The sequence below is a fragment of the Mycobacterium sp. NS-7484 genome (assembly GCF_001953975.1).
Taxonomy (GTDB): domain Bacteria; phylum Actinomycetota; class Actinomycetes; order Mycobacteriales; family Mycobacteriaceae; genus Mycobacterium.
This window is the reverse complement of sequence record NZ_MBEJ01000143.1, coordinates 1-22,306: the sequence shown is the minus strand read 5'-3', so window position 1 is coordinate 22,306 and position 22,306 is coordinate 1. Positions and strand designations below refer to the sequence as shown.

Below are 22,306 nucleotides of genomic sequence, written 5' to 3'. Positions count from 1 at the left end.
CCGAACGCCGACTCAACACCGAAGGCGGCGACGCCCCACCCGCTGTCGATACTGGCGGAGTCAACACCGAAGGCGGCAAAGCGCCACCCTTCTAGGCCAATTCAGCCAATCCGCTCGATGACCGTGGCATTGGCCATCCCGCCGCCCTCGCACATGGTCTGCAATCCGTAGCGGCCGCCGCGCTGCTCCAGGGCGTTGACCAGGGTGGTCATGAGGCGCGCACCACTGGCGCCCAGGGGATGCCCGATCGCGATGGCGCCACCGTTGACGTTGGTCTTGTCAAGATCCGCACCCGTGTCATGCGCCCAGGCCAGCACCACCGGCGCGAACGCCTCGTTCACCTCGAACAGGTCGATGTCGGCCAACGTCAAACCGGCCCGCGCCAACACCTTTTCGGTCGCCGGGATGACACCGGTCAACATGTAGAGCGGATCGGAACCGACGACGGTGGTGGTATGGATCCGAGCCAGGGGCTTCAAGCCCAGCTTGCGCGCGGCCGCTCCGCTGGTGATCATCACTGCCGCGCTGCCGTCGGACAGCGGTGACGAGTTGCCCGGGGTGATCTCCCAGTTGATCTGCGGGAAGCGGGCCGCGTACGACTCGTGGTAGAACGCCGGCTTGAGTCCGGCGAGTGTCTCGACGGTGGTGCCGGGCCGGATGATCTCGTCGGTGCTCAGCCCCGTGATCGGGGCGAGCTCGGCATCGAACAGACCATCCTTGGTGGCCCGCGCCGCCTTCTCGTGGCTGCCTGCCGAGAACTCGTCGAGCTGGGCACGGGAGAAGCCCCACTTGGCCGCGATCAGTTCTGCGCTGATCCCTTGGGGCACAAGCCCGTCCGAGTAGCGTTCGGCGAATGCCAGGCCGAACGGGTCGCTGCCGGGCAGTACCGATGAACCCATCGGAACCCGGGACATGGACTCCACCCCTGCGGCGATCACGATGTCGTAGGCCCCGGCGAGCACGCCTTGGGCGGCGAAGCTGATCGCCTGCTGGCTGCTGCCGCATTGGCGGTCGACGGTGGTGCCGGGCACGCTCTCGGGAAAGCCTGCGCCCAGTAAGGCGTTGCGGGCCACGTTCACCGCCTGGTCGCCCACTTGCGTGACGGCCCCGGCAATCACGTCGTCCACCAACACGGGGTCGACGCCGGTGCGCGTGGTGAGCTCGCGCAGGCTGTGCGCCAGCAGGTCCGCCGGCAGGACGCCGTGCAGGGCGCCGTTGGCCTTGCCTTTGCCGATCGGGGTGCGGACCGCTCCGACGATCACTGCGTCGCGGTCTGAGTATCCGCTCATCTGGGCCTCCTGATGCTCCACGCTGAGTATTGTTATGACTACCCAGGTATAGCACCTGGGTATAGTAAGAACAACTCAGGTATGGAGTTTGATTCCGTGGGAATGCTGCAGGGCAAGTTGGCCGATCGTGACGCGTGGTCGGCGGTGGGGCGGTGCCCGATCGAGAGGACGATGGCGTTCGCCGGTACCAAGTCGGCGATGTTGATTATGCGCGAGGCCTTCTACGGCACCACCCGGTTCGACGATTTCGCCCGTCGCGTCGGCATCACCAAGGCGGCAACCTCGGCGCGGCTGTCAGACCTGGTGGCGGCCGGACTCCTGGCCAAGAAGCCGTACCGCGAGCCGGGGCAACGGGAGCGCTACGAATACGTGCTCACCGAATCCGGGACCGACTTCATGCCGGTGGTGTGGGCCATGTTCGAGTGGGGTCGCAAGCACCTCGGCGATACCGGCCTGCGCCTGGCGCATGACGAGTGTGGCGCCCTGGCCGGCGTCGAAATCCGTTGTGAAGAAGGTCATCTCGTACCGTCTGACGAACTCGTCATCCGCGTCGAACGCGACCATTCGTGACCACCGGCGCGGACGCGCTGAAAATCCTGGCCGACGACGGCCGCTGGCGCATCGAACCCGGACTCACCGAAGCGGAACTCGACGCGCTCGAAACCCGGTTCTCCCTGTGGCTGCACCCGGACCACCGTGACTTCTTGGCGGCCGGTTTACCCATCGGATCCGGCTGGCCGGACTGGCGAAACGCCGACGAGGTGACGCTGCGGTCACATATCGGGCGTCCGGTGCGCGAGCTGCTGCACGCCGTGCGCACAGGGGAGTTGTGGCACCCGGCCTGGGGTGACAATCCCGGCGGTGACGCGGCATGGAAAATCGCCAGCGCTGCGCTGGCCGGTCAACCCCGGGTGGTCCCGATCTACGGTGTCGCGTTCCTCACCCAGGGGTCGACCGATGCGACGGTGTGGGCGGTCCAGGACGCCGGCGTCCAGGCGGTGGCGTCGAATGTGCTCGGCTTGGCCCGCCTGCTCACCGGACAGAATGTGACCCCGCCGGAATCTGCCGGCCCGCCACCGTTGCTGCCGGAACCGGAACCCGAGCCCGACGTCGCGGTGCTCGACGTGCCACCGTTTCCGCCTGACCCGGTCATGCCGCCGCTGACGGCAGTGCTGCCGCCGCGAGATCCCGGCGCCGCCCTCGCCGAGCTCGGCGTCGATCTGGGGGAGCTGCAACGTCACGACGATGTGTTGGCGCACCGGGCGCCCATGTGGTCGACGCCAGTGCCGCCCGGCGTCCCGGCCATCGAGGCCTGGCTGGCTGTCCGGGCACAGTTTCCGATGACGGGATTGTGGCCGGTGCTGCTGACCGAGTTGGCGTGGCACCGGATTGGGATGGACGGGTTAGCCGACGAAACCCCGCTTCTGGCAGGGGAATTCAACGGTGTGGGCTGGCTGGAACGCGAGTTCGCGGAGCGGACGTCCGAATATCCGGTGCCGCGCTACGGGCGTGAGTTCGACGTCCTGGATTCGGGGGACTGGCAACAGAGCTTCGTCCGGTTCGATTCCCGCGGCAAGTATTCCCGGCTGGCATTGGTGCCCACCCCGGCCGACTGGCTGGTGCCCGGATTGCTTCAGTGGTCGGGTGCGGTCAACTCCGATGTCTCGGGCATCGACCATGCCGCGATCCTGCGCCGCTGGGCGGTGCGACACCAGACCGAGGTGTTGGCCCTCGACGACGAATACCTCGTCCTGGTGGCCAACCAGCCGCCGCGCACCCAGCATGAGGCGCTCACCGCCGCGTTGGAGGCCTACCTGTACTGCGACGACACCGTCAACACCCAGACCGGCTCACTTGATGCGCTGGCCGTCGCATTGACGGACCGGCTATGGACGTTCTGGTGGGATTGATCGGCGTTACTCTCGGCCCGTGCTGCACTTACGCGTCATCGCGCCGGTGGACCTGCGTGACCCGATCCTCAACGTCCTGCACGCCGAGCCGGGCGTGGCCCACATCGTGGTGCACACCGGCGCCGCCGTCGATCCCGCGGGCGACGAGATCACCGCAGACGTCGCCCGAGAAGCCGGCAACGACGTCGTCGAGCGGCTGAAGTCCCTCGATGTGCATCACTTCGGCGCCATCACCCTGGAGCCGCTCGACACCGTGCTGTCCACCTCGGCCCACCACGCCGAGGATGTCGCCGACGGGGATGCAGCCGACGCGGTGATCTGGGACGAGCTGATCGCTCGGACACGTGAGGAGTCCAGCCTCAGCGTGACGTATCTGGTGTTCCTGTGCATCGCCTGCCTGCTCGCGGCGATCGGTGTGGTGACCGATTCGGCCGTGACCGTCGTCGGGGCGATGGTCGTGGGCCCGGAGTTCGGACCCTTGGCCGCGTTGGCCGTCTCCCTGGTCCAAGGCCGCGTGTCGCTGGCGCGACAGGCCGGGGTGGCGCTGCTGGTCGGGTTTCCGGTGGCCATGATCGTCACCGGTCTCGGGGTGTTGGCCTTCGAAACCCTGGGGTGGGTTCAGGTGAGGAGTTTCAGCGAGCTCACCCAAGTCGACTTCATCTTCCAGGTGGGCCCGTTCTCGCTCGTGGTGGCGCTGCTGGCCGGGGCGGCCGGAATGTTGTCGCTGGTGTCGTCGAAATCGGCGGCTCTGGTGGGCGTGTTCATCTCGGTGACGACGGTGCCGGCCGCCGGCTTCGCGGTGGTGGCAGCGACCGTGGGCGACTGGCATGTCGCCGCCGAGTCGGTCCTGCAGTTGGTGGTCAACCTCGTCGGAATCACCCTGGCCGGTGTCCTGACGCTCGCGGTCTACCGTCGCACCAGGTCGCGACGTCCCGTCACAGGTGGCTGAGGCCCATCGCGAAAAAGAACACCGCGACCGCGCCGGCGATGACTGCCACCACCAGTCGATGGTGAATTCTCATCCAGGCGTAGATCCGCTCGACCGCCGAGCGGGTGGCTTCTGGGGCGATCCAGAAGCTGATGATCGGCGCGAGCGCCGCGAGAAAGGCCACCACGTTGAACACGACAAGAGCGGCCATCTGCTCGGCGGCGGTGACGCCCGCGGTGAGTGCCGCGGCCATGGCGGCCAGGTAGTACGGGGTCGGAAAACCGTTGATGAGGCCGAGTAACGCCGCCGCCCAGGGCGCCTCGCCGCGCAGAGCGGACTGTAGGCCGGCCGGCAGTCGGGACAGTCCCGGCACGGTGGACGGTGTCGGGGGAGTACCGACGGGGACAGGCACGGATCGACGTGAGCGCACCTTGTCGACCAGGCGTTCCAACATGCCGGTTGCCGACAGGACGGCGATCGTCAGCGCCACCCCGGCGACACCGAGCTCAAGTGCGGGGGACATGGTGTGCGGGCCGTCGTCGGTGGCGTTCTTGAATCCGGACACCACCGCTGCACCCACGGCGACATTGGCGGTGAACGCGACGAGGAAGAACGGGAGCAATAGTCGCAGCGGGTGCCTTCGCGACAGCATGAAGGCGATCACCCCGATCCTGAGGGGGTCGCACGCCGCCACGACGGCCATCACCAGCACGGTGCTCCACATCGCCGGCGGCCACATCCCTTCGTTCGATTACCCCACCGCTGAATTCAACCAGCGTTACCCGATTCCGGCCGTATCGGGCGCCGCGCGTCGCCGCGCACCGCTACTCCCGGGGTGCGTACCGTTCTTCACTGATGGATCTCGGTGCGGACGCTGACGGCGTGTTGTCCGGCTATTGCCGGTCACATGCCCAGCGTGCGCTGTTCGATGTGCGCGAAGACGGCGGCGCCGGATTCGACGAGATGGTCGACGCCTCCGGTGACGTCCGCCCGGCGTGGCGGGAGCTGGCCGACGGCATCGGTGATCGGGGCCGCGACGGCCTGGACCGGCTACGCGCGATGGTGCGTGGGCTGGTCGACAACGACGGCATCACCTACCTGCAGGTAGACCGGCACGGCGAGGTGGTCACCGACGACGATGGCACTGCGCTGGCAGGCCCGTGGCATCTCGATGCGCTGCCGCTGGTGCTTTCCGCCGAAGACTGGGATCCCCTTGAGTCGGGCCTGGTGCAACGCTCCCGGCTACTCGATGCGGTGCTCACCGACCTCTACGGGGACCGCCGCTCGATCACCAGCGGGGTGCTGCCGCCCGCCCTGCTGTTCGGCCATCCCGGATACGTGCGCGCCGCCCGTGGTCTCGTGGTACCCGGGCGGCATCAGCTCTTCCTGCATGCGTGCGATGTCAGCCGGGGCAACGATGGCGGCTTCGCCGTCAACGCAGACTGGACGCAAGCGCCCTCGGGCGCGGGATACGCACTGGCCGACCGACGCGTCATCGCCCATGCCGCACCGGATCTCTACGAGAGGGTGGGCCCCCGGCCCGCGTCACCGTGGGCCCAGGCGCTGCGGCTGGCCCTTCTCGACGCGGCCCCGGAGGCCGCAGTGGAGCCCGTCGTGGTGGTGCTCAGTCCCGGGATTCACTCCGAGACGGCCTTCGACCAGGCGTACCTGGCCGGCGTGCTCGGCTTCCCATTGGTGGAAAGCGCCGATCTGGTGGTACGCGACGGCGCCCTGTGGATGCGGTCGCTGGGCACCCTCAAACGAGTCGACGTGGTGCTGCGTCGCGTCGACGCCGATTACGTGGACCCGCTGGATCTGCGTCCTGATTCCCGGCTCGGCGTGGTGGGCCTGGTCGAGGTGATGCGCCGCGGTGCCGTGACCGTGGTCAACACGCTGGGCAGTGGAATCCTGGAAAGCCCTGGACTGGCACGGTTTCTGCCGCAGTTGTCCGAACTGTTGCTGGGCGAGACACCGACATTGCCGACGCTGCCGATGTACTGGGGCGGCATCGACATCGAGCGTTCCCATCTGCTCACGAAGCTGTCGTCGCTGCTGATCCGTCCGGTGAACGGAGGACGGACGATCGTCGGTCCCACGCTGTCGAGATCGGACCGGGAACGGCTGGCGGCACGAATCGAAGCTGAACCCGAAAACTGGATCGGCCAGGAGTTGCCGCAATTCTCCACCGCGCCAACCAATTACCGGGCCAAGGGGTTGGTTTCGGGCAACGTCGGCATGCGCCTGTTCACGGTCGCGCAACGTGGCGGGTATGCGCCGATGATCGGTGGACTGGGCTATGTCGTCGCCCCGGGAAACGCCGCCTTTCGGATGAACACCCTTGCTGCCAAAGATGTTTGGATCCGCACGCCCCAGCGGGTCGGCGTCGAGCACGCCCCGCTCTCGGTCGAACGGGCTGTGTCGGCCGCGGCGCCCAGTCCGACGCGGGCCGTCACCTCGCCCCGTGTGCTCTCGGATCTGTTCTGGATCGGTCGTTACGGCGAACGTGCCGAGGCCATGGCCCGGCTGCTCACCGTCACCCGGGAGCGCTACCACGAATACCGGTACCGCCCGGATCTCGAAGAGAGCCAGTGTGTTCCGGTGCTGCTGGCCGCCGTCGGGACGATCACCGGTGTCGAGAGTGGAGACGTCGACGACACACTGTGGGCGAGCACCGCTGACCGACACCGGCCGGGCTCGTTGGCACAGTCGGTGGATCGGCTGGGGTCAGCGGCCCGTTCGGTGCGTGACCAGATGTCCAACGACACCTGGATGGTGCTGGCCGGCGTGGAACGTGCGGTACTGGGTCAACCACCGGCCCGGCCTCGATCGCCGGCGACGGCGGAGGCTTACCTGGCCGCCGCACACAGCCGAACCCTGGCCGGAATGCTGGCATTGTCGGGCGTGGCCGCCGAATCGATGGTGCAGGACATCGGTTGGACGATGATGGATCTCGGCAAGCGCATCGAGCGTGGGCTCGGGTTGACCGCCTTGCTGAGCGCCACCCTCACGACAGTGCACGGCGCCGAAGCCGAACGCGCGGTGGTCGAGTCGGTCTTGGTGGTGTGCGAATCCTCGGTGATCTACCGACGGCGAAATCCGGGCCGCATCAGCGTGACCGCGATCGCCGAACTGATGTTGGTCGACGCGGAGAACCCGAGGTCGCTGATCTACCAGGTGGAGCGCATCCGCGCACATCTCAAGGCCCTGCCCGGGTCGTCGGGTTCGTCGCGTTCGGAACGTCTCGCCGACGAGTTGGCCACCCGGTTGCGCCGGCTCGATCCGGCTGATCTCGAGGAGGTGGGCGAGAACGGGAGGCGCGTCGAGCTGGCCGATCTGCTCGACGGCGTCCACGCCGGTCTCAGGGAGCTCTCGACAGTCATCACCGCGGCGCATCTGTCCCTGCCCGGCGGCATGCAGCCTCTGTGGGGGCCCGATGAGCGGCGGTTGGTGCCGTGACGGGGACCACCGGCGCCGCGGGCACCCGCTGCTATGAGATCACCCACCGTACGGTCTATCGATACTCCGACGATGTCACCAACTCCTACGGTCGCGGCTTCCTCACCCCTCGGGAGCTGGCGTGGCAGCGCTGCCGGTCGCACGAGCTCGTGATCGAACCGCGGCCGGCCGACAGGTCCACCAGCCGCGACGCGTACGGCAACATCAGCTCGTATTTCCATGTCACCCAACCGCACCGCACCCTGAGCATCACCAGCAGCTCGGTGGTCGAAGTGGATCCATTTGGGCCCGAATACTATTCCGGCTCCTCGGCCAGGGCGCCGTGGGAGCTGGCCCGTCCGGTCGGCGGGGACGGCGCCCTGGCCGCCGAGTTCACCCTCGACCTGTCGCCGCCGGAGATCACCGAGGTGGTGCGCGAATACGCCGCGCCCAGTTTCGTTCCCGGACGACCGCTGATCGAGGTACTGCGCGACCTGACCTCGAGGATCTACTCCGACTTCACCTACCGGTCGGGCTCGACCACGGTGTCCACCCAGGTGGCCGAGGTGCTGGCAGCCCGGGCGGGGGTGTGTCAGGACTTCGCCCGGCTGGCCATCGCGTGCCTGCGGGCCAACGGGTTGGCCGCCGGTTATGTTTCGGGCTATCTGGCCACCGACCCGCCGCCGGGCAAGGAACGCATGATCGGGGTGGATGCCACGCACGCCTGGGCGGCGGTGTGGACGCCGCAGAATCTGTGGCTGGGGTTGGACCCGACCAACGACCAGCTGGTCGACGAGCGCTACATCGTGGCCGGTTTCGGCCGCGACTACGCCGACGTGCCTCCGTTGCGCGGCATCATCTTCACCGATTCCGACAGTAGTGTGATCGAAGTGTCGGTCGACGTGGCACCGTGTCCGCCGGATCGAGGGGGCTTGCTGCATGCGTGATTTCCACTGCCCGACCTGTGGCCAGCGACTCGCGTTCGAGAACTCCCTGTGTCTGTCGTGCGGCAGTGCGTTGGGCTTCTCCCTCGACGACATGGCGCTGCTGGTGATCACCGATACTGCGCGCAGCGGCCATGCCGGCGCGGTCGACGAAGACCACTACCGTTTGTGCGCAAACCTTCATGTGGCGGAATGCAATTGGCTGGTACGCACCGGCGACGACAACCAATTGTGTGCTTCGTGCACCCTCACGCGGACCCGGCCCGCCGACGGCGATACCGCCGCGCTGGCGTCGTTCGCCGAAGCCGAGCGGGCCAAACGTCGGCTCATCGCCGAACTGCACGAGCTCAAGCTGCCGATCGTCGGTCGTGACGAGGATCCGGAATTCGGGCTGGCTTTCGATCTGTTGTCCAGCGAGGCCCAGAAGGTGTTCACCGGCCATCAGAACGGCGTCATCACACTGGATCTCGCCGAAGGCGACGACGTGCACCGCGAGCAGTTGCGCATCGCGATGGACGAGCCCTACCGCACCCTGCTCGGTCACTTCCGTCACGAGATCGGGCATTACTACTACTACTACCGCCTGGTCGAAGCGTCACCGGACTACCGGGACCGGTTCAGCGTGCTGTTCGGGGACGCTGACGCCGACTATCAGGCCGCCCTGGACCGGCACTACGACCAGGGGCCCCCGCCGGGTTGGGAGGACGATTACGTCTCGTCCTACGCCACCATGCACCCCGCCGAGGACTGGGCCGAGACCTTCGCGCACTACCTGCACATCCGCGACACTCTGGATACCTCGGCGGCCTTCGGATTCGCCCCCGCCGGAGCCACATTCGAACGGCGGGTGCTCGGGCCCAGCGGCTTCGACACCATCATCGACATGTGGCTCCCGCTGGCGTGGGCGTTGAACATGGTGAACCGGTCGATGGGTCACAGCGATCTGTACCCCTTCGTGCTGGCGCCCGCGGTGCTGGAGAAGATGCGGTTCGTGCACACGGTCATCGACGAGACCACGTCGTAGGCTCCCCGCCCAGAAAGTGACAGCACGGTCACGATCGAATGTCGCAACCAGGCCCGGCCGCAACGTCTTCCTAGGATCGCCGCGTGACTGATCGCTATGGCTCCGACGTGTTGGCCCGAAACCCGCACACCCCCAAGATGACCCGTTCGAAGGAACAGCCCGCCGAGAAGGGCCTCGTCGTGGAGGACGCCCATAGCGGTTATGTGGGAGCGGTGGTCCGCATCGAAGGCGGTCGGGTCGAACTGGAGGACCGCCGCGGCAAGGTGCGGACGTTCCCGATGGGGCCGGGTTTCCTGCTCGACGGCAAGCCGGTGAGCCTCGTCGTGCCCAAGCGTTCGGCGGCGCCGGCGCGCACGGCGTCCGGATCGGTCGCGGTGCCGAACGCCAAAGCCAGGGTGGCACTGGCCAGCCGGATCTATGTGGAGGGCCGGCACGACGCCGAGCTCGTCGAGCAGGTCTGGGGAGCCGATCTGCGCATCGAAGGCGTCGTCGTCGAATACCTCGGCGGCGTCGACGACCTGGCCGACATCGTCGCGGAATTCGCACCCGGGCCCGGCCGGCGGCTGGGAGTCCTCGTCGATCACCTGGTCACCGGGTCGAAGGAGGCGCGTATCGCCGAGGCGGTCCGACGCGGCCCCGGCGGTGCGCACACCCTGGTGGTCGGACACCCCTTCGTCGACATCTGGCAGGCCGTGAAACCGGCCCGGCTCGGGATGAAGGCCTGGCCCACCATTCCGCGGAATGTGGAGTGGAAACACGGCATCTGTGCGGCGCTCGGTTGGCCACACCGGGATCAGGCCGACATCGCCGGGGCCTGGCAGAAGATCCGGAGTCGGGTCCGGGACTGGAACGATCTTGAGCCCGCACTGATCGGGCGGGTCGAGGAACTGATCGACTTCGTCACCGCGCCGGAATAGTCGGTCATGGCGGCGTGGTAAGCAGAAGACGTGCCTGACAGTTTGTTCGACGTGCCAGGTGAACCCGCACCCGCGGGTCCGGGCGCGCCTCCTGCTTCGGGGTCGGTCGGCTCCTCGCGCGAGCGCTCGTCGGCGCCGCTGGCGGTGCGGATGCGTCCCGCCGATCTCGACGAGGTCGTCGGGCAGTCCCACCTGCTGAAGGCCGGGTCGCCGCTGCGTCGGCTGGTGGAGGGGTCCGGCGCGGCGTCGGTGATCCTCTACGGCCCGCCCGGCACCGGCAAGACCACCCTCGCCTCGCTCATCTCGCAGGCCACCGGTCGTCGCTTCGAGGCGCTTTCGGCGCTGAGCGCCGGGGTGAAAGAGGTCCGTGCGGTCATCGATGGCGCGCGGAGGGCGCTCCTGCACGGTGAACAGACGGTGCTGTTCATCGACGAGGTGCACCGCTTCTCCAAGACCCAGCAGGACGCCTTGCTGGCGGCCGTGGAGAACCGCGTCGTGCTGTTGGTGGCGGCCACCACGGAGAACCCGTCGTTCTCGGTGGTGGCGCCGCTGCTGTCACGCTCGCTGATCCTGCAGCTGCAGCCGCTGAGCGCCGAGGACATCGGCACCGTGGTGCGCCGGGCGCTGGCCGACCCGCGCGGTCTGGGCGGGGCAGTGCAGGCCGACGACGAGGCCGTCGACCTGTTGGTGCGGCTGTCTTCCGGCGATGCCCGCCGGGCCCTGACCGCCCTGGAGGTGGCCGCAGAAACGGCCGGCGGCCCCGGCGGCGTGATCACCGTGGACGTCATCGAACAGTCGTTGGACAAGGCCGCGGTGCGCTACGACCGCGACGGCGATCAGCACTACGACGTGATCAGCGCCTTCATCAAATCGGTGCGCGGGTCCGACGTCGACGCGGCATTGCACTACCTGGCCCGGATGCTGGTGGCGGGGGAGGATCCGCGCTTTGTCGCGCGTCGACTGATGATCCTGGCCAGCGAGGACATCGGGATGGCCGATCCCACCGCGCTGCAGATTGCGGTGGCCGCCGCCCAGACCGTGCAACTGATCGGAATGCCCGAGGCGCAACTGACACTCGCGCATGCGACGGTTCATCTGGCGACGGCGCCCAAGTCCAATGCGGTGACCACCGCTCTCGGGGCAGCGATGAGCGACGTCCGGGCCGGGAAGGCCGGCCTGGTGCCCCCGCATCTGCGTGACGGCCACTATTCGGGTGCCCAGAAACTCGGCAACGCCGTGGGCTACAAATACGCCCATGACCATCCCGACGGGGTTGTGCCGCAACAGTATCCACCGGACGAACTGGTGGGCGTGGACTATTACCAGCCGACCGGACGCGGGTTCGAGCGCGAACTCCTGTCCCGGGTCGACAAACTGCGCGCCATAATCCGTCGCATCCGGCGCTGAGCGCAAACGAAAACCACGGCCCCGGTTGAGAATTCAAACCGGGGCCGTGGTGCGTGGGCTAGGTGGTCAGCGCAGCAGACCGGTCCGCCGGCGTCCCATGAACGCCGACACCAGCGCCACACCGATGGCGGCGACGATGACCTGAACCAGCAATTCGAGCCAGTCGATCCCGCTGGTCATCGTCGGGATGCCGAGCGCACGGGCGATCGCACTGCCGATGAAGGCCGACACGATGCCGACCAGGATCGTCACCAGAAAACCGATGGGTTGCCTGCCGGGGACGATCAGCCGGCCGATCAGGCCGACGACGATGCCGATCAGGATCGCGCTGATGATGCCGGTGATGGTCATTTCTCCTCCAGAGCTGTGTTGGACTGGAACGGAGATACCCGGGACTGTCAGCGCTCAAACGGCGCCGTCAATTCTGGACTCGTTCTCGTTCAGGCCATCTCGGGAACTCGCAGGTGCGCCAGTACCAATTCGTACTCACCGACGTTGAGTTGCTCGGCACTCAGATCCCGCAACCGGGCCGTGCGCAGTGACCGGGCCTCGTCTCTGTTGCGGTCCATCGCCTCGGCACTGTCGAAGGTGGCCGTGGACACCGCTCGCCCGGAGGAGCGGTCGAGCATCAGGCTGGCGCTACAGAAGCCGTCGAGCTCTTCCATCGCCGGCAGCACAGAACTCCGGTAGAACTCCACGGCCCGGTCGAACAGCTCGGGGCGAGTCCGCAGCCAGGTGGCCCGCACGCAAGCGCCCGGTGCGGAGTACTGCTCGCGGTGCACCATCGCGATTTCCCATTCGTCGATGGTCGCGGTACCGGCGAAAATCTCGACCAGCCGATGACGCATCGGAGCCACTGCCGCGGCGCTGGCGTGCATGGACTGCTCGGACCGCCAGGCCGTGGTCAGGACACACTCACCCGATTCCCGGTCCACCAGCAACGACAGGCCGACACAGCCGTCCACGGCGTCCAGGGCGGGCATCACCTCGTCGCGGACGTGGGCGATACCGGCGTTGAGTGCCTGGGTGCGCGCGGCGATCGTGGTTGAACGTGCGAACACGATCCACCCCTTCCTGCCAGGGTGGCGCCCCGGTGGCGCCACCGGTTCCACTCCCACCCTCCTCCGCTGCGTCCCGGGTGGCAATGGGATACGCATGCGGCTCGTACGCTGAACGCATGGACACCGACGTCATCGACGTGGACACCTCGCAGCGGCGCATCGTCGATCTGACCGACGCGGTGCGCGAGTTCTGCGGCGCGCACGACGACGGCCTGTGCAACGTGTTCGTCCCGCACGCCACCGCGGGCGTGGCGATCATCGAGACCGGCGCCGGGTCGGACAAGGATCTGGTCGACACGCTGGAACGGCTGGTGCCGCGCGACGACCGCTACCGGCACAGCCACGGCTCGTTCGGCCACGGCGCCGATCACGTGCTGCCTGTCCTGGTGTCTCCCTCGGTGACGGTGCCGGTGAAGTCGGGCCGTGTGCTGCTGGGCACCTGGCAGAGCGTGGTGCTGGTGGACCTCAACCGCGACAACCCACAGCGTTCGGTGCGGCTGAGCTTCCTGGGGGCGTGACGCTCGTCGCCTTTTCGGGGCGAACGCGCGCAACGGTAATGTGAAGCGGTCGAACCGGTGGTTGCCCACGCAACGCCGGCCACCCACGAACACGAGGACAGAGACGACGTGCAGACCCACGAGATCAGGAAGCGCTTCCTCGATCACTACGTGAAGGCGGGTCACACTGAGGTGCCCAGCGCCTCGGTGATCCTCGACGACCCCAACCTGCTGTTCGTCAATGCCGGCATGGTCCAGTTCGTGCCCTACTTCCTCGGTGCGCGGACCCCGCCCTGGAACCGGGCCGTCAGCGTGCAGAAGTGCATCCGCACGCCCGATATCGACGAGGTGGGCATCACCACCCGGCACAACACCTTCTTCCAGATGGCCGGCAACTTCAGCTTCGGCGACTATTTCAAGAAGGGCGCCATCGAGCTGGCCTGGAGTCTTCTGACCAACCCGGTATCCGAGGGCGGCTACGGATTCGACCCGGAAAAGCTCTGGGCAACGGTCTATCTGGACGACGACGAGGCGATCGAGCTGTGGCAGGAAGTGGCCGGGCTGCCCGCCGAGCGCATCCAGCGCCGCGGTATGGCCGACAACTACTGGTCCATGGGCATCCCCGGCCCCTGCGGACCGTCCTCGGAGATCTACTACGACCGCGGTCCCGAGTACGGCGTCGACGGCGGCCCGGTCGCCAACGAGGACCGCTACATCGAGATCTGGAACCTCGTGTTCATGCAGAACGAACGGGGCGAAGGCACCTCGAAAGAGGACTACGAGATCCTCGGCCCGCTGCCGCGCAAGAACATCGACACCGGCATGGGCGTCGAGCGCGTGGCCTGTCTGCTGCAAGGCGTGGACAACGTCTACGAGACCGACCTGCTGCGGCCGGTGATCGACGCGGTCGCGGCCGTGGCACCACGCGGGTACGGCCAGGGCAGCCACGAGGACGATGTGCGCTACCGCATCATCGCCGACCACACCCGCACCGCGGCGATCATCATCGGCGACGGCGTCAGCCCCGGGAACGAGGGCCGCGGCTATGTGCTGCGGCGGCTGCTGCGACGGATCATCCGCGCCGCCAAGCTGCTCGGTGTCGAGCAGCCGATCATGGCCGAGCTGATGGCCACCGTGCGCGACGCCATGGGCCCCGCCTATCCCGAGCTGGTCACCGACTTCGACCGCATCAACCGCATCGCGGTGGCCGAGGAAACGGCGTTCAACCGCACCCTGGCCTCGGGTTCGCGGTTGTTCGACGACGCCGCGGCCGCGACCAAGAAGTCCGGTGCCACGGTGTTGTCGGGCAGTGACGCGTTCACCCTGCACGACACCTACGGCTTCCCGATCGACCTCACCCTGGAGATGGCGGCCGAAGCCGGCCTGTCCGTGGACGAGCAGGGTTTCCGGTCGTTGATGGCCGAGCAGCGGCAACGCGCCAAGGCCGACGCCGCCGCGCGCAAGCAGGCCCACACCGATCTCTCCGCGTACCGCGAGCTGGTCGACGCCGGGCCCACCGAGTTCACCGGCTTCGACGAATTGTCCACCGAGGCACGCATTCTCGGCATTTTCGTGGACGGCAAGCGGGTGCCGGTGGTGACCCACGGGGACGTCGACGCCGAGCGGGTCGAGCTGATCCTGGACCGCACCCCGTTCTACGCCGAGGCCGGCGGCCAGATCGCCGACGAGGGCGCGATTTCCGGCACGGGTTCGTCGGGTACCGCCAGGGCGGCCGTCACCGACGTGCAGAAGATCGCTAAAACCCTGTGGGCGCACCGGGTGTCGGTGGAGTCCGGCGAATTCGTCGAAGGTGACACCGTCGTCGCCGCAGTGGATCCCAAGTGGCGTCACGGCGCCACCCAGGGGCACTCCGGTACCCACATGGTGCACGCCGCACTGCGACAGGTGTTGGGCCCCAGCGCCGTCCAGGCCGGTTCGCTGAACCGTCCGGGCTACCTGCGATTCGACTTCAACTGGCAGGGCGCACTCACCGACGATCAGCGCACGCAGATAGAAGAAGTGACCAACGAAGCCGTCGAGGCCGATTACCAGGTCAACACCTTCACCACCGCGCTGGACAAGGCGAAGGCCATGGGCGCGATGGCGATGTTCGGGGAGAACTATCCCGATCAGGTGCGGGTGGTCGAGATCGGCGGTCCGTTCTCACTGGAGCTCTGCGGCGGTACGCACGTGCACAACTCGGCCCAGATCGGTCCGGTCACGATCCTCGGAGAATCGTCGGTCGGCTCCGGCGTGCGCCGCGTCGAGGCCTACGTCGGCCTCGAATCGTTCCGGCACCTGGCCAAGGAACGCGCGTTGATGGCAGGCCTGGCCTCGTCACTCAAGGTGCCCTCGGAAGAGGTGCCGGCCCGCGTGGCCAACCTGGTGGAGCGGCTCAAGGCGGCCGAGAAGGAACTGGACAAGGTCCGGCTGGCCAATGCCCGCGCCGCTGCGGCGAATGCGGCGGCCGGCGCCGAGACCGTCGGCAAGGTGCGGTTGGTGGCGCAGCGCATGGCCGGCGGCATGTCGGCAGGGGATCTGCGCAGCCTGGTCGGGGATATCAAGGGCAAGCTCGGCGCCGACCCGGCCGTGGTGGCGCTGATCGCCGAGGGGGAGAACGACTCGGTGCCCTTCGTGGTGGCGGTCAATCCGGCCGCCCAGGATCTGGGACTGCGGGCCAACGAACTGGTCAAGCCGTTCGGTGCGGCGGTCAACGGCCGTGGGGGCGGCAAGGCGGACATGGCACAAGGTTCGGGTAAGGGGGCGGCGGGCATCGACGCGGCATTGGCCGCGCTGCGCGCCGAGATCGGCCGAGGCTGACTTCGTGTCCGAGACGGTCGCAGACCGGCAGCCGGACCGTCCGGGGGACGACGACCCAGGACGCGGCCGGCGCATCGGCATCGACGTCGGCACCGTGCGGATCGGCGTTGCCAGCTGTGATCCCGACGGGATCCTGGCCACACCGGTGGAAACGGTGCAGCGGGACAAGCGGGACCGCTCAGGCAAACACCTACGCAGACTCGTGGCACTGATCGGTGAGTACGAGGCTGTCGAGGTCGTCGTCGGGTTACCCCGCACGCTCGCCGATCGGGCCGGCACCTCGGCCGTCGATGCGATCGCGCTGGCCGACGAGCTGACCCGGCGCATCGACCCAATACCGGTGCGGCTGGCCGACGAACGCCTCACTACTGTGTCGGCACAACGGTCGTTGCGCGAAGCGGGGGTACGGGCAAGGGGACAGAAGGCGATGATCGACCAGGCCGCTGCGGTTGGCATTCTGCAGAGCTGGCTCGATCAGCGGCGGGCGGCACTGGCCGCACGCGGAGAGGGCATGGATGGCTGAGAAGTGGGGTGCCGACAAGGCGGAGCCCGAGGCGGTGGGCCCTCCGCGCCGCGGGATGAGCCCCGCCCAGCGGGCCCGCAAGGCCCGCAATGACCGCAAGCGACGTGCCACCCGCGGTCTGTCGCTGGCGGCGCTCATCGTGGTGCTCATCGGTGCGGTATTCCTGGGATCCAAGCTGTGGCACGGCATGTCCGGAAGCGCCAACGACTACGCGGGTGACGGCGTGGCCGACGTGGTCATCCAGGTACACGACGGTGACTCCACGACGGCCATCGCCAAGACCCTGCAGGACCACAAGGTGGTCGCCACCGTGAAGGCATTCGTCGAGGCGGCCCACAAGAACGAGGCGATCTCGGCGATACAGCCAGGCTTCTACAAGGTGCGGACCGAGATCCCCGCGTCGAATGCCGTTGAGCGCCTTGCCGATCCGCAGAGCCGCGTGGGTAAGCTGACGATCCCGGAGGGACGCCAGCTCGACGACATCGCCGACGTCAAGACCAATGCCGTCACCGAAGGCATCTTCACCCTGATCTCGCACGCCTCGTGCGTCGAGCTCGACGGTAAGAAGCGCTGCGTACCGGTCGACGCGTTGCGGGCGGCCGCCCAGTCGGCACCGGCGGCCGCGCTGGCGGTACCGGACTGGGCCAGCGGCCCGGTCGCCGCGATGCCCAACGACCATCGGCGGCTCGAGGGCTTGATCGCGCCGGGCACCTGGAACGTCGACCCGGCCGGCTCCGCGCAGGACATTCTGTCCACCCTGATCGCGGGCAGCGCCGCCGTCTACACCCAGAGCGGCCTGCTCGACACCGCGGCGGCCATGCAACTGTCGCCCTACCAGATCCTCACCGTCGGATCCCTGGTACAGCGCGAAGCCAAACCCCAGGACTTCGACAAGGTGGCCCGGGTGATCTACAACCGGCTGGCCGAACAACGCAAGCTGGAGTTCGACTCGACGGTGAACTACCCGCTGGACCGCCAGGAAGTCGCCACCACCGACGACGACCGGGCTCAGGTCACCCCGTGGAACACCTATATGCGCCAAGGCCTTCCGCAGACCCCGATCTGCTCGCCGGGCACCGACGCGCTCGCCGCGGCCGAGCATCCGGCGGCCGGGGACTGGCTGTACTTCGTGACCATCGACATGCAGGGCACGACGTTGTTCACCCGGGACTACGAACAACACCTGGCCAACATCGAACAGGCCCAACACAACGGTGTCCTCGACAGTGCCAGATAGGCGCCGGGCCGCAGTTCTCGGCTCGCCGATCGCCCACTCGCGATCGCCGCAACTGCATCTGGCCGCTTACCGCGCCCTGGGTTTGCCGGAGTGGACATACGAGCGCATCGAGTGCACGGCCGAACAACTTCCCGGGTTCGTCGGCGATCTCGGCCCGGAATGGGTCGGGCTGTCGGTGACCATGCCGGGCAAGTTCGCGGCCCTGGAATTCGCCGATCAGCGCACCGACCGTGCCGATCTGGTCGGTTCGGCCAACACGCTGGTCCAGATGCCCTCGGGGGGCTGGCGGGCGGACAACACCGACGTCGACGGCGTCGTCGGGGCACTAGGCACGGCCGGGAACTCGGCACTGGTGATCGGCTCCGGTGGCACCGCTCCGGCCGCGGTGGTCGCCCTGGCTGAGCTCGGTGTACAGCAGATCGTCATCGTGGCCCGCGACGAGGCCAAGGCCGCTCGTTTGGTGGATCTGGCCGGCCGGTGTGGCGCCGAGAGCAGCTGGTGCGACATCAACGACGCCGCGCTGGCCGACGTGGCGGCCGGCGCCGACGCTGCGGTCAGCACGATTCCGGCCGACGCCGCGGCGGGCCATGCTCGCACCCTGGCCGGGGTGCCCAGAGTGCTCGACGCCATCTACGACCCGTGGCCGACACCGCTGGCCGCGGCTGTCGAGGCAGTCGGCGGCGAGGCGATCAACGGGTTGGAGATGCTGTTGAACCAGGCGTTCGCCCAGGTGGAGCAGTTCACCGGGATGCCGGCCCCCAAAGAGGCGATGAGGGCTGCGCTGCTCGGGGCTTAGCCTCGGTGGATGGGGGTCGGGGTAACCGTGATTGCGGCCGGCTGGCTATTGGCGCTCAGTGGCTACGACATCGCCGAACGGCGGCTGCCCAACTGGTTGACGCTGCCGGGCGCCGCATTGGTTCTCGCAGGCGCGGCGGCGTCCGGCCATGGGGTCGCCGCCCTGACCGGTGCGGTGGCTCTGGCGTCGCTGTATCTGGTCGTGCACCTGCTCGCGCCGCGGGCGATGGGCGGCGGCGACGTCAAACTCGCGGTCGGCCTTGGCGCGCTCAGTGGCACCTTCGGGATCGACGTGTGGCTGTTGGCGGCATTGGCCGCGCCGATGTTCACTGCGGGGCTGGCACTGGGTGCGGCCGTGCACGGAATCCGGACCGTGCCGCACGGGCCGTCGATGTGTGCGGCCACGGCGGCCGCAGTGGCCCTGGTGCTGCTCTGACCGTCGAGCGTTGGGCCGCGACGACCACGGATTTCAGCAGGCAAACCCCGACGTGGGAGAATGACAGCCGTGTTGCGTTGGACCACAGCAGGTGAATCTCACGGCCGCGCCCTGGTGGCCATGCTCGAGGGGATGGTTGCCGGCGTCCCCATCACATCCGAGGACATCGCCGCGCAGCTCAAGCGCCGTCGCCTCGGATATGGGCGGGGCGCGCGGATGAAGTTCGAACAGGATCAGGTCACCATGCTGGCCGGGGTCCGTCACGGCACCACCCTGGGCGGGCCGATCGCGATCGAGATCGGCAACACCGAATGGCCCAAGTGGGAAACCGTGATGGCGCCGGACCCGGTCGACCCAGGCCTCCTCGCCGAAAAAGATGCAGCACGCAACGCCCCGCTGACCCGTCCCCGGCCGGGCCATGCCGACTACGCGGGCATGCTCAAATACGGCTTCGACGACGCCCGGCCGGTGCTGGAACGCGCCAGCGCCCGCGAGACGGCCGCACGGGTGGCGGCAGGCACCGTGGCGCGCTCTTTCCTGCGTGCCGCGCTCGGTGTCGAGGTGGTCTCCCATGTCATCTCCATCGGCGCGTCGGAGCCCTATGACGGCCCGCCCCCGCAGTTCTCCGATCTGGAGAAGATCGACGCCAGCCCGGTCCGCGCGTTCGACGAGGTGGCCGAGGCATCGATGATCGCCCAGATCGAGGACGCCAAGAAGGACGGCGACACCCTCGGCGGCGTGGTCGAGGTCGTGGTCGAGGGGCTGCCGATCGGGCTGGGCTCGTTCACCAGCGGCGACAACCGTCTCGACAGCCAACTGGCTGCCGCGGTGATGGGCATCCAGGCCATCAAGGGTGTCGAGATCGGCGACGGTTTCGAGACCGCGCGCCGTCGCGGCAGCGTGGCCCACGACGAGATGTACCCCGGTCCCGACGGTGTGCTCCGGTCGACCAACCGGGCCGGCGGGCTGGAAGGCGGCATGACCAACGGTCAGCCGCTGCGGGTGCGCGCGGCGATGAAGCCGATCTCGACCGTGCCCCGGGCACTGGCCACCGTCGACATGGCCACCGGGGAGGAGGCCGTCGCCATCCATCAGCGTTCGGACGTGTGCGCCGTCCCCGCCGCCGGGGTCGTGGTGGAGACGATGGTGGCGCTGGTCGTGGCCCGCGCGGTGCTGGAGAAGTTCGGCGGGGACTCGCTGGCCGAGACCCGCACCAACATCGACGCCTACCTGCGGGCTGTCTCCGAGCGCGAGCCGGCGGCGCAGGCCCTGGGCTGATGGCGCCCAAGGCGGTATTGATCGGCCTGCCGGGTTCGGGCAAGTCGACCATCGGCCGCCGGCTGGCCAAAGCGCTGGACCTGACCATGCTCGATACCGACGCCGCGATCGAGGAGACCACCGGCCGCACCATCGCCGACATCTTCGCCACCGACGGCGAGGCGGAGTTCCGCCGGATCGAGGAAGAGGTCATCCGCTCGGCACTGGCCACCCACGATGGCGTGCTGTCGCTCGGCGGCGGTGCGGTCACCACCCCCGGCGTGCGTTCGGCACTGGCCGGGCACACCGTGGTGTATCTGGAGATCAGCGCGGCCGAAGGTGTGCGCCGCACCGGGGGTTCCACGGTTCGGCCGCTGCTGGCCGGCCCGGACCGGGCCGAGAAGTACCGCGCCCTGATGTCGGAGCGGGTGCCGCTCTACCGTCGGGTGGCGACCATGCGGATCAACACCAACCGGCGCAATCCGGGCGCGGTGGTGCGCACCATCGTCACGCGGTTGGAAAACCCCCCGGTCCAGAAACAACCCCAGAAGCAGCAGGCCCAGACGTCGCGCGCGGCCAAGCGGCGCCGGCGGCGTCCGCCGTGGCGGCGCGGGGTCGCCTCGGGAGCCTCGTCCGCTTCCGAGACCAAGGACGACAAGGCCGCAACCAGCTCTTCCAACCCTGGCTCTACCGCCATACCCACCCCCGCGGCCCTGGCCGCTCGCAACGCGGAGCGACATGATGACTGACCCGGTAATCGTCGAAGTACTGGTGGATCGGCCCTACCCGGTCATCATCGGGACCGGCCTGCTCGGTGAACTCGGCAGCACACTCGAGGGCCGCCACAAGGTGGCGATTCTGCACCAGCCGGTGCTCACCGAGACCGCTGAGGCAGTGCGACAACACCTGGCCGACAAGGGAATTGAGGCCCACCGCATCGAGATCCCGGATGCCGAGGCGGGCAAGGAGCTGCCCGTCGTCGGTTTCATCTGGGAAGTGTTGGGGCGCATCGGCATCGGTCGTAAAGACGCCGTCGTCAGCTTGGGCGGGGGAGCGGCCACCGATGTCGCCGGCTTTGCCGCGGCCACCTGGTTGCGCGGCGTCGACATCGTGCACGTGCCCACCACCCTGCTGGGGATGGTCGACGCGGCGGTCGGTGGCAAGACCGGGATCAACACCGACGCCGGCAAGAACCTCGTCGGGGCGTTCCATCAGCCGGCCGCCGTGCTGGTGGATCTTGCCACCTTGGAAACGTTGCCGCGCAACGAGATCATCGCGGGTATGGCCGAGATCGTGAAGGCCGGTTTCATCGCCGATCCGGTGATCCTCGACCTCATCGAGGCCGATCCTCAAGCCGCACTCGATCCGTCCGGGACGGTGCTGCCCGAGCTCATCCGCCGCGCGATCGCGGTCAAGGCCGAGGTGGTTGCTGCCGACGAAAAAGAATCGCAGCTGCGCGAGATCCTCAACTACGGGCACACCCTGGCGCACGCGATCGAGCGTCGCGAGCGGTACAAGTGGCGTCACGGCGCCGCGGTGTCGGTGGGCCTGGTCTTCGCCGCCGAATTGGGCCGGTTGGCCGGACGTCTCGACGACGAGACCGCAGACCGGCACCGAAAGGTGCTCACCGCGCTGGGGCTGCCCGTCACCTACGACGGCGACGCGCTGCCCCAATTGCTGGACTACATGGCCGGCGACAAGAAGAACCGCTCGGGTGTGTTGCGGTTCGTCGTGCTCGACGGGCTGGCCAAACCGGGCCGTCTGGAAGGGCCGGACCCCTCACTGCTGGCGGCCGCCTACGCAGAAGTGGCGCGGGCGCTCAGGCC

General features: G+C 68.1%; 20 protein-coding genes and 1 pseudogene. 17 read left to right on the top strand and 4 right to left on the bottom strand.

All coding sequences use genetic code 11. From position 1 onward, the window contains the following. Positions 1-101 precede the first annotated feature (101 nt). Positions 102-1,289, bottom strand: a complete 1,188-nt coding sequence (locus A5733_RS26730; protein WP_076242272.1) for a thiolase family protein — start codon at positions 1,287-1,289, stop codon at positions 102-104. Positions 1,290-1,370: 81 nt separating this feature from the next. Here A5733_RS26730 and A5733_RS26725 point away from each other — a divergent pair, with 81 nt between their 5' ends. The 3 genes from A5733_RS26725 to A5733_RS26715 are packed head-to-tail and all read left to right on the top strand — an operon-like array spanning position 1,371 to position 4,148. Then, positions 1,371-1,859 (top strand): helix-turn-helix domain-containing protein, encoded by a 489-nt coding sequence (locus A5733_RS26725; RefSeq protein ID WP_231965746.1) that lies wholly within the window; start codon positions 1,371-1,373, stop codon positions 1,857-1,859. Then, entirely contained in the window at positions 1,856-3,199 is a 1,344-nt protein-coding gene (locus A5733_RS26720) for a DUF4253 domain-containing protein (RefSeq protein ID WP_076242267.1), read from the top strand. The genes A5733_RS26725 and A5733_RS26720 overlap by 4 nt, the downstream gene beginning before the upstream one ends. 19 nt (positions 3,200-3,218) lie before the next feature. Continuing rightward, positions 3,219-4,148: a DUF389 domain-containing protein gene (locus A5733_RS26715; RefSeq protein WP_067771295.1), complete on the top strand. Its 930-nt coding sequence runs from the start codon at positions 3,219-3,221 to the stop codon at positions 4,146-4,148. On the opposite strand, the gene A5733_RS26710 is transcribed toward A5733_RS26715, so the two are convergent. Then, a complete protein-coding gene (locus A5733_RS26710) occupies positions 4,135-4,851 on the bottom strand; it encodes a GAP family protein (RefSeq protein ID WP_076242271.1) in 717 nt (238 codons plus the stop codon). The two genes, A5733_RS26715 and A5733_RS26710, sit on opposite strands and share 14 nt — an antisense overlap. A gap of 131 nt (positions 4,852-4,982) precedes the next feature. On the opposite strand from A5733_RS26710, the gene A5733_RS26705 reads away from it, so the two are divergent. From A5733_RS26705 to A5733_RS26685, 5 genes are all read left to right on the top strand, one after another. Beyond that, the gene (locus A5733_RS26705) at positions 4,983-7,583 is read left to right on the top strand and encodes a circularly permuted type 2 ATP-grasp protein (RefSeq protein WP_076242266.1); all 2,601 of its coding nucleotides are present in this window, start codon (positions 4,983-4,985) and stop codon (positions 7,581-7,583) included. Beyond that, positions 7,580-8,509 carry a transglutaminase family protein gene (locus A5733_RS26700; protein ID WP_076242265.1) on the top strand — a complete coding sequence of 310 codons (930 nt, stop codon included), beginning with the start codon at positions 7,580-7,582 and terminating at the stop codon, positions 8,507-8,509. The genes A5733_RS26705 and A5733_RS26700 overlap by 4 nt, the downstream gene beginning before the upstream one ends. Further along, positions 8,502-9,530, top strand: a complete 1,029-nt coding sequence (locus tag A5733_RS26695) for a putative zinc-binding metallopeptidase (protein WP_076242264.1) — start codon at positions 8,502-8,504, stop codon at positions 9,528-9,530. Before A5733_RS26700 ends, A5733_RS26695 begins: the two co-directional genes overlap by 8 nt. A gap of 83 nt (positions 9,531-9,613) precedes the next feature. Then, positions 9,614-10,447 carry a DUF3097 domain-containing protein gene (locus A5733_RS26690; RefSeq protein WP_076242263.1) on the top strand — a complete coding sequence of 278 codons (834 nt, stop codon included), beginning with the start codon at positions 9,614-9,616 and terminating at the stop codon, positions 10,445-10,447. Between the two features lie 30 nt (positions 10,448-10,477). After that, positions 10,478-11,854: a replication-associated recombination protein A gene (locus A5733_RS26685; protein ID WP_076242262.1), complete on the top strand. Its 1,377-nt coding sequence runs from the start codon at positions 10,478-10,480 to the stop codon at positions 11,852-11,854. A 66-nt stretch (positions 11,855-11,920) separates the two neighbouring features. On the opposite strand, the gene A5733_RS26680 is transcribed toward A5733_RS26685, so the two are convergent. Beyond that, a complete protein-coding gene (locus A5733_RS26680; protein ID WP_067771283.1) occupies positions 11,921-12,205 on the bottom strand; it encodes a GlsB/YeaQ/YmgE family stress response membrane protein in 285 nt (94 codons plus the stop codon). Between the two features lie 89 nt (positions 12,206-12,294). After that, the gene (locus A5733_RS26675; RefSeq protein ID WP_076242270.1) at positions 12,295-12,915 is read right to left on the bottom strand and encodes an antibiotic biosynthesis monooxygenase; all 621 of its coding nucleotides are present in this window, start codon (positions 12,913-12,915) and stop codon (positions 12,295-12,297) included. A gap of 116 nt (positions 12,916-13,031) precedes the next feature. On the opposite strand from A5733_RS26675, the gene A5733_RS26670 reads away from it, so the two are divergent. The 9 genes and pseudogenes from A5733_RS26670 to aroB form a co-directional block, all read left to right on the top strand. Then, on the top strand, positions 13,032-13,433 hold the full coding sequence (locus A5733_RS26670) for a secondary thiamine-phosphate synthase enzyme YjbQ (RefSeq protein WP_076242261.1): 402 nt from the start codon (positions 13,032-13,034) through the stop codon (positions 13,431-13,433). 108 nt (positions 13,434-13,541) lie between these two features. Beyond that, a complete protein-coding gene (alaS, locus tag A5733_RS26665; protein WP_076242269.1) occupies positions 13,542-16,232 on the top strand; it encodes an alanine--tRNA ligase in 2,691 nt (896 codons plus the stop codon). Positions 16,233-16,236: 4 nt separating this feature from the next. Further along, entirely contained in the window at positions 16,237-16,755 is a 519-nt protein-coding gene (ruvX, locus tag A5733_RS26660; RefSeq protein WP_076242260.1) for a Holliday junction resolvase RuvX, read from the top strand. After that, a complete protein-coding gene (mltG, locus tag A5733_RS26655) occupies positions 16,748-17,992 on the top strand; it encodes an endolytic transglycosylase MltG (RefSeq protein WP_076242259.1) in 1,245 nt (414 codons plus the stop codon). Before ruvX ends, mltG begins: the two co-directional genes overlap by 8 nt. Then, complete coding sequence (locus A5733_RS26650; protein ID WP_083666477.1) at positions 17,982-18,788, top strand: shikimate dehydrogenase; 807 nt, start codon at positions 17,982-17,984, stop codon at positions 18,786-18,788. The genes mltG and A5733_RS26650 overlap by 11 nt, the downstream gene beginning before the upstream one ends. A gap of 9 nt (positions 18,789-18,797) precedes the next feature. Then, complete coding sequence (locus A5733_RS26645; protein WP_076242257.1) at positions 18,798-19,223, top strand: A24 family peptidase; 426 nt, start codon at positions 18,798-18,800, stop codon at positions 19,221-19,223. Between the two features lie 69 nt (positions 19,224-19,292). After that, positions 19,293-20,501 (top strand): chorismate synthase, encoded by a 1,209-nt coding sequence (gene aroC, locus A5733_RS26640; RefSeq protein WP_076242268.1) that lies wholly within the window; start codon positions 19,293-19,295, stop codon positions 20,499-20,501. Then, positions 20,501-21,007: pseudogene (locus A5733_RS26635) on the top strand (shikimate kinase); the annotation flags it as partial. The gene aroC and the pseudogene A5733_RS26635, both read left to right, overlap by 1 nt. Before the next feature lie 214 nt (positions 21,008-21,221). Then, positions 21,222-22,306 (top strand): 3-dehydroquinate synthase (aroB, locus tag A5733_RS26630; protein ID WP_076242255.1); only part of this gene is annotated, 1,085 nt, incomplete at its 3' end.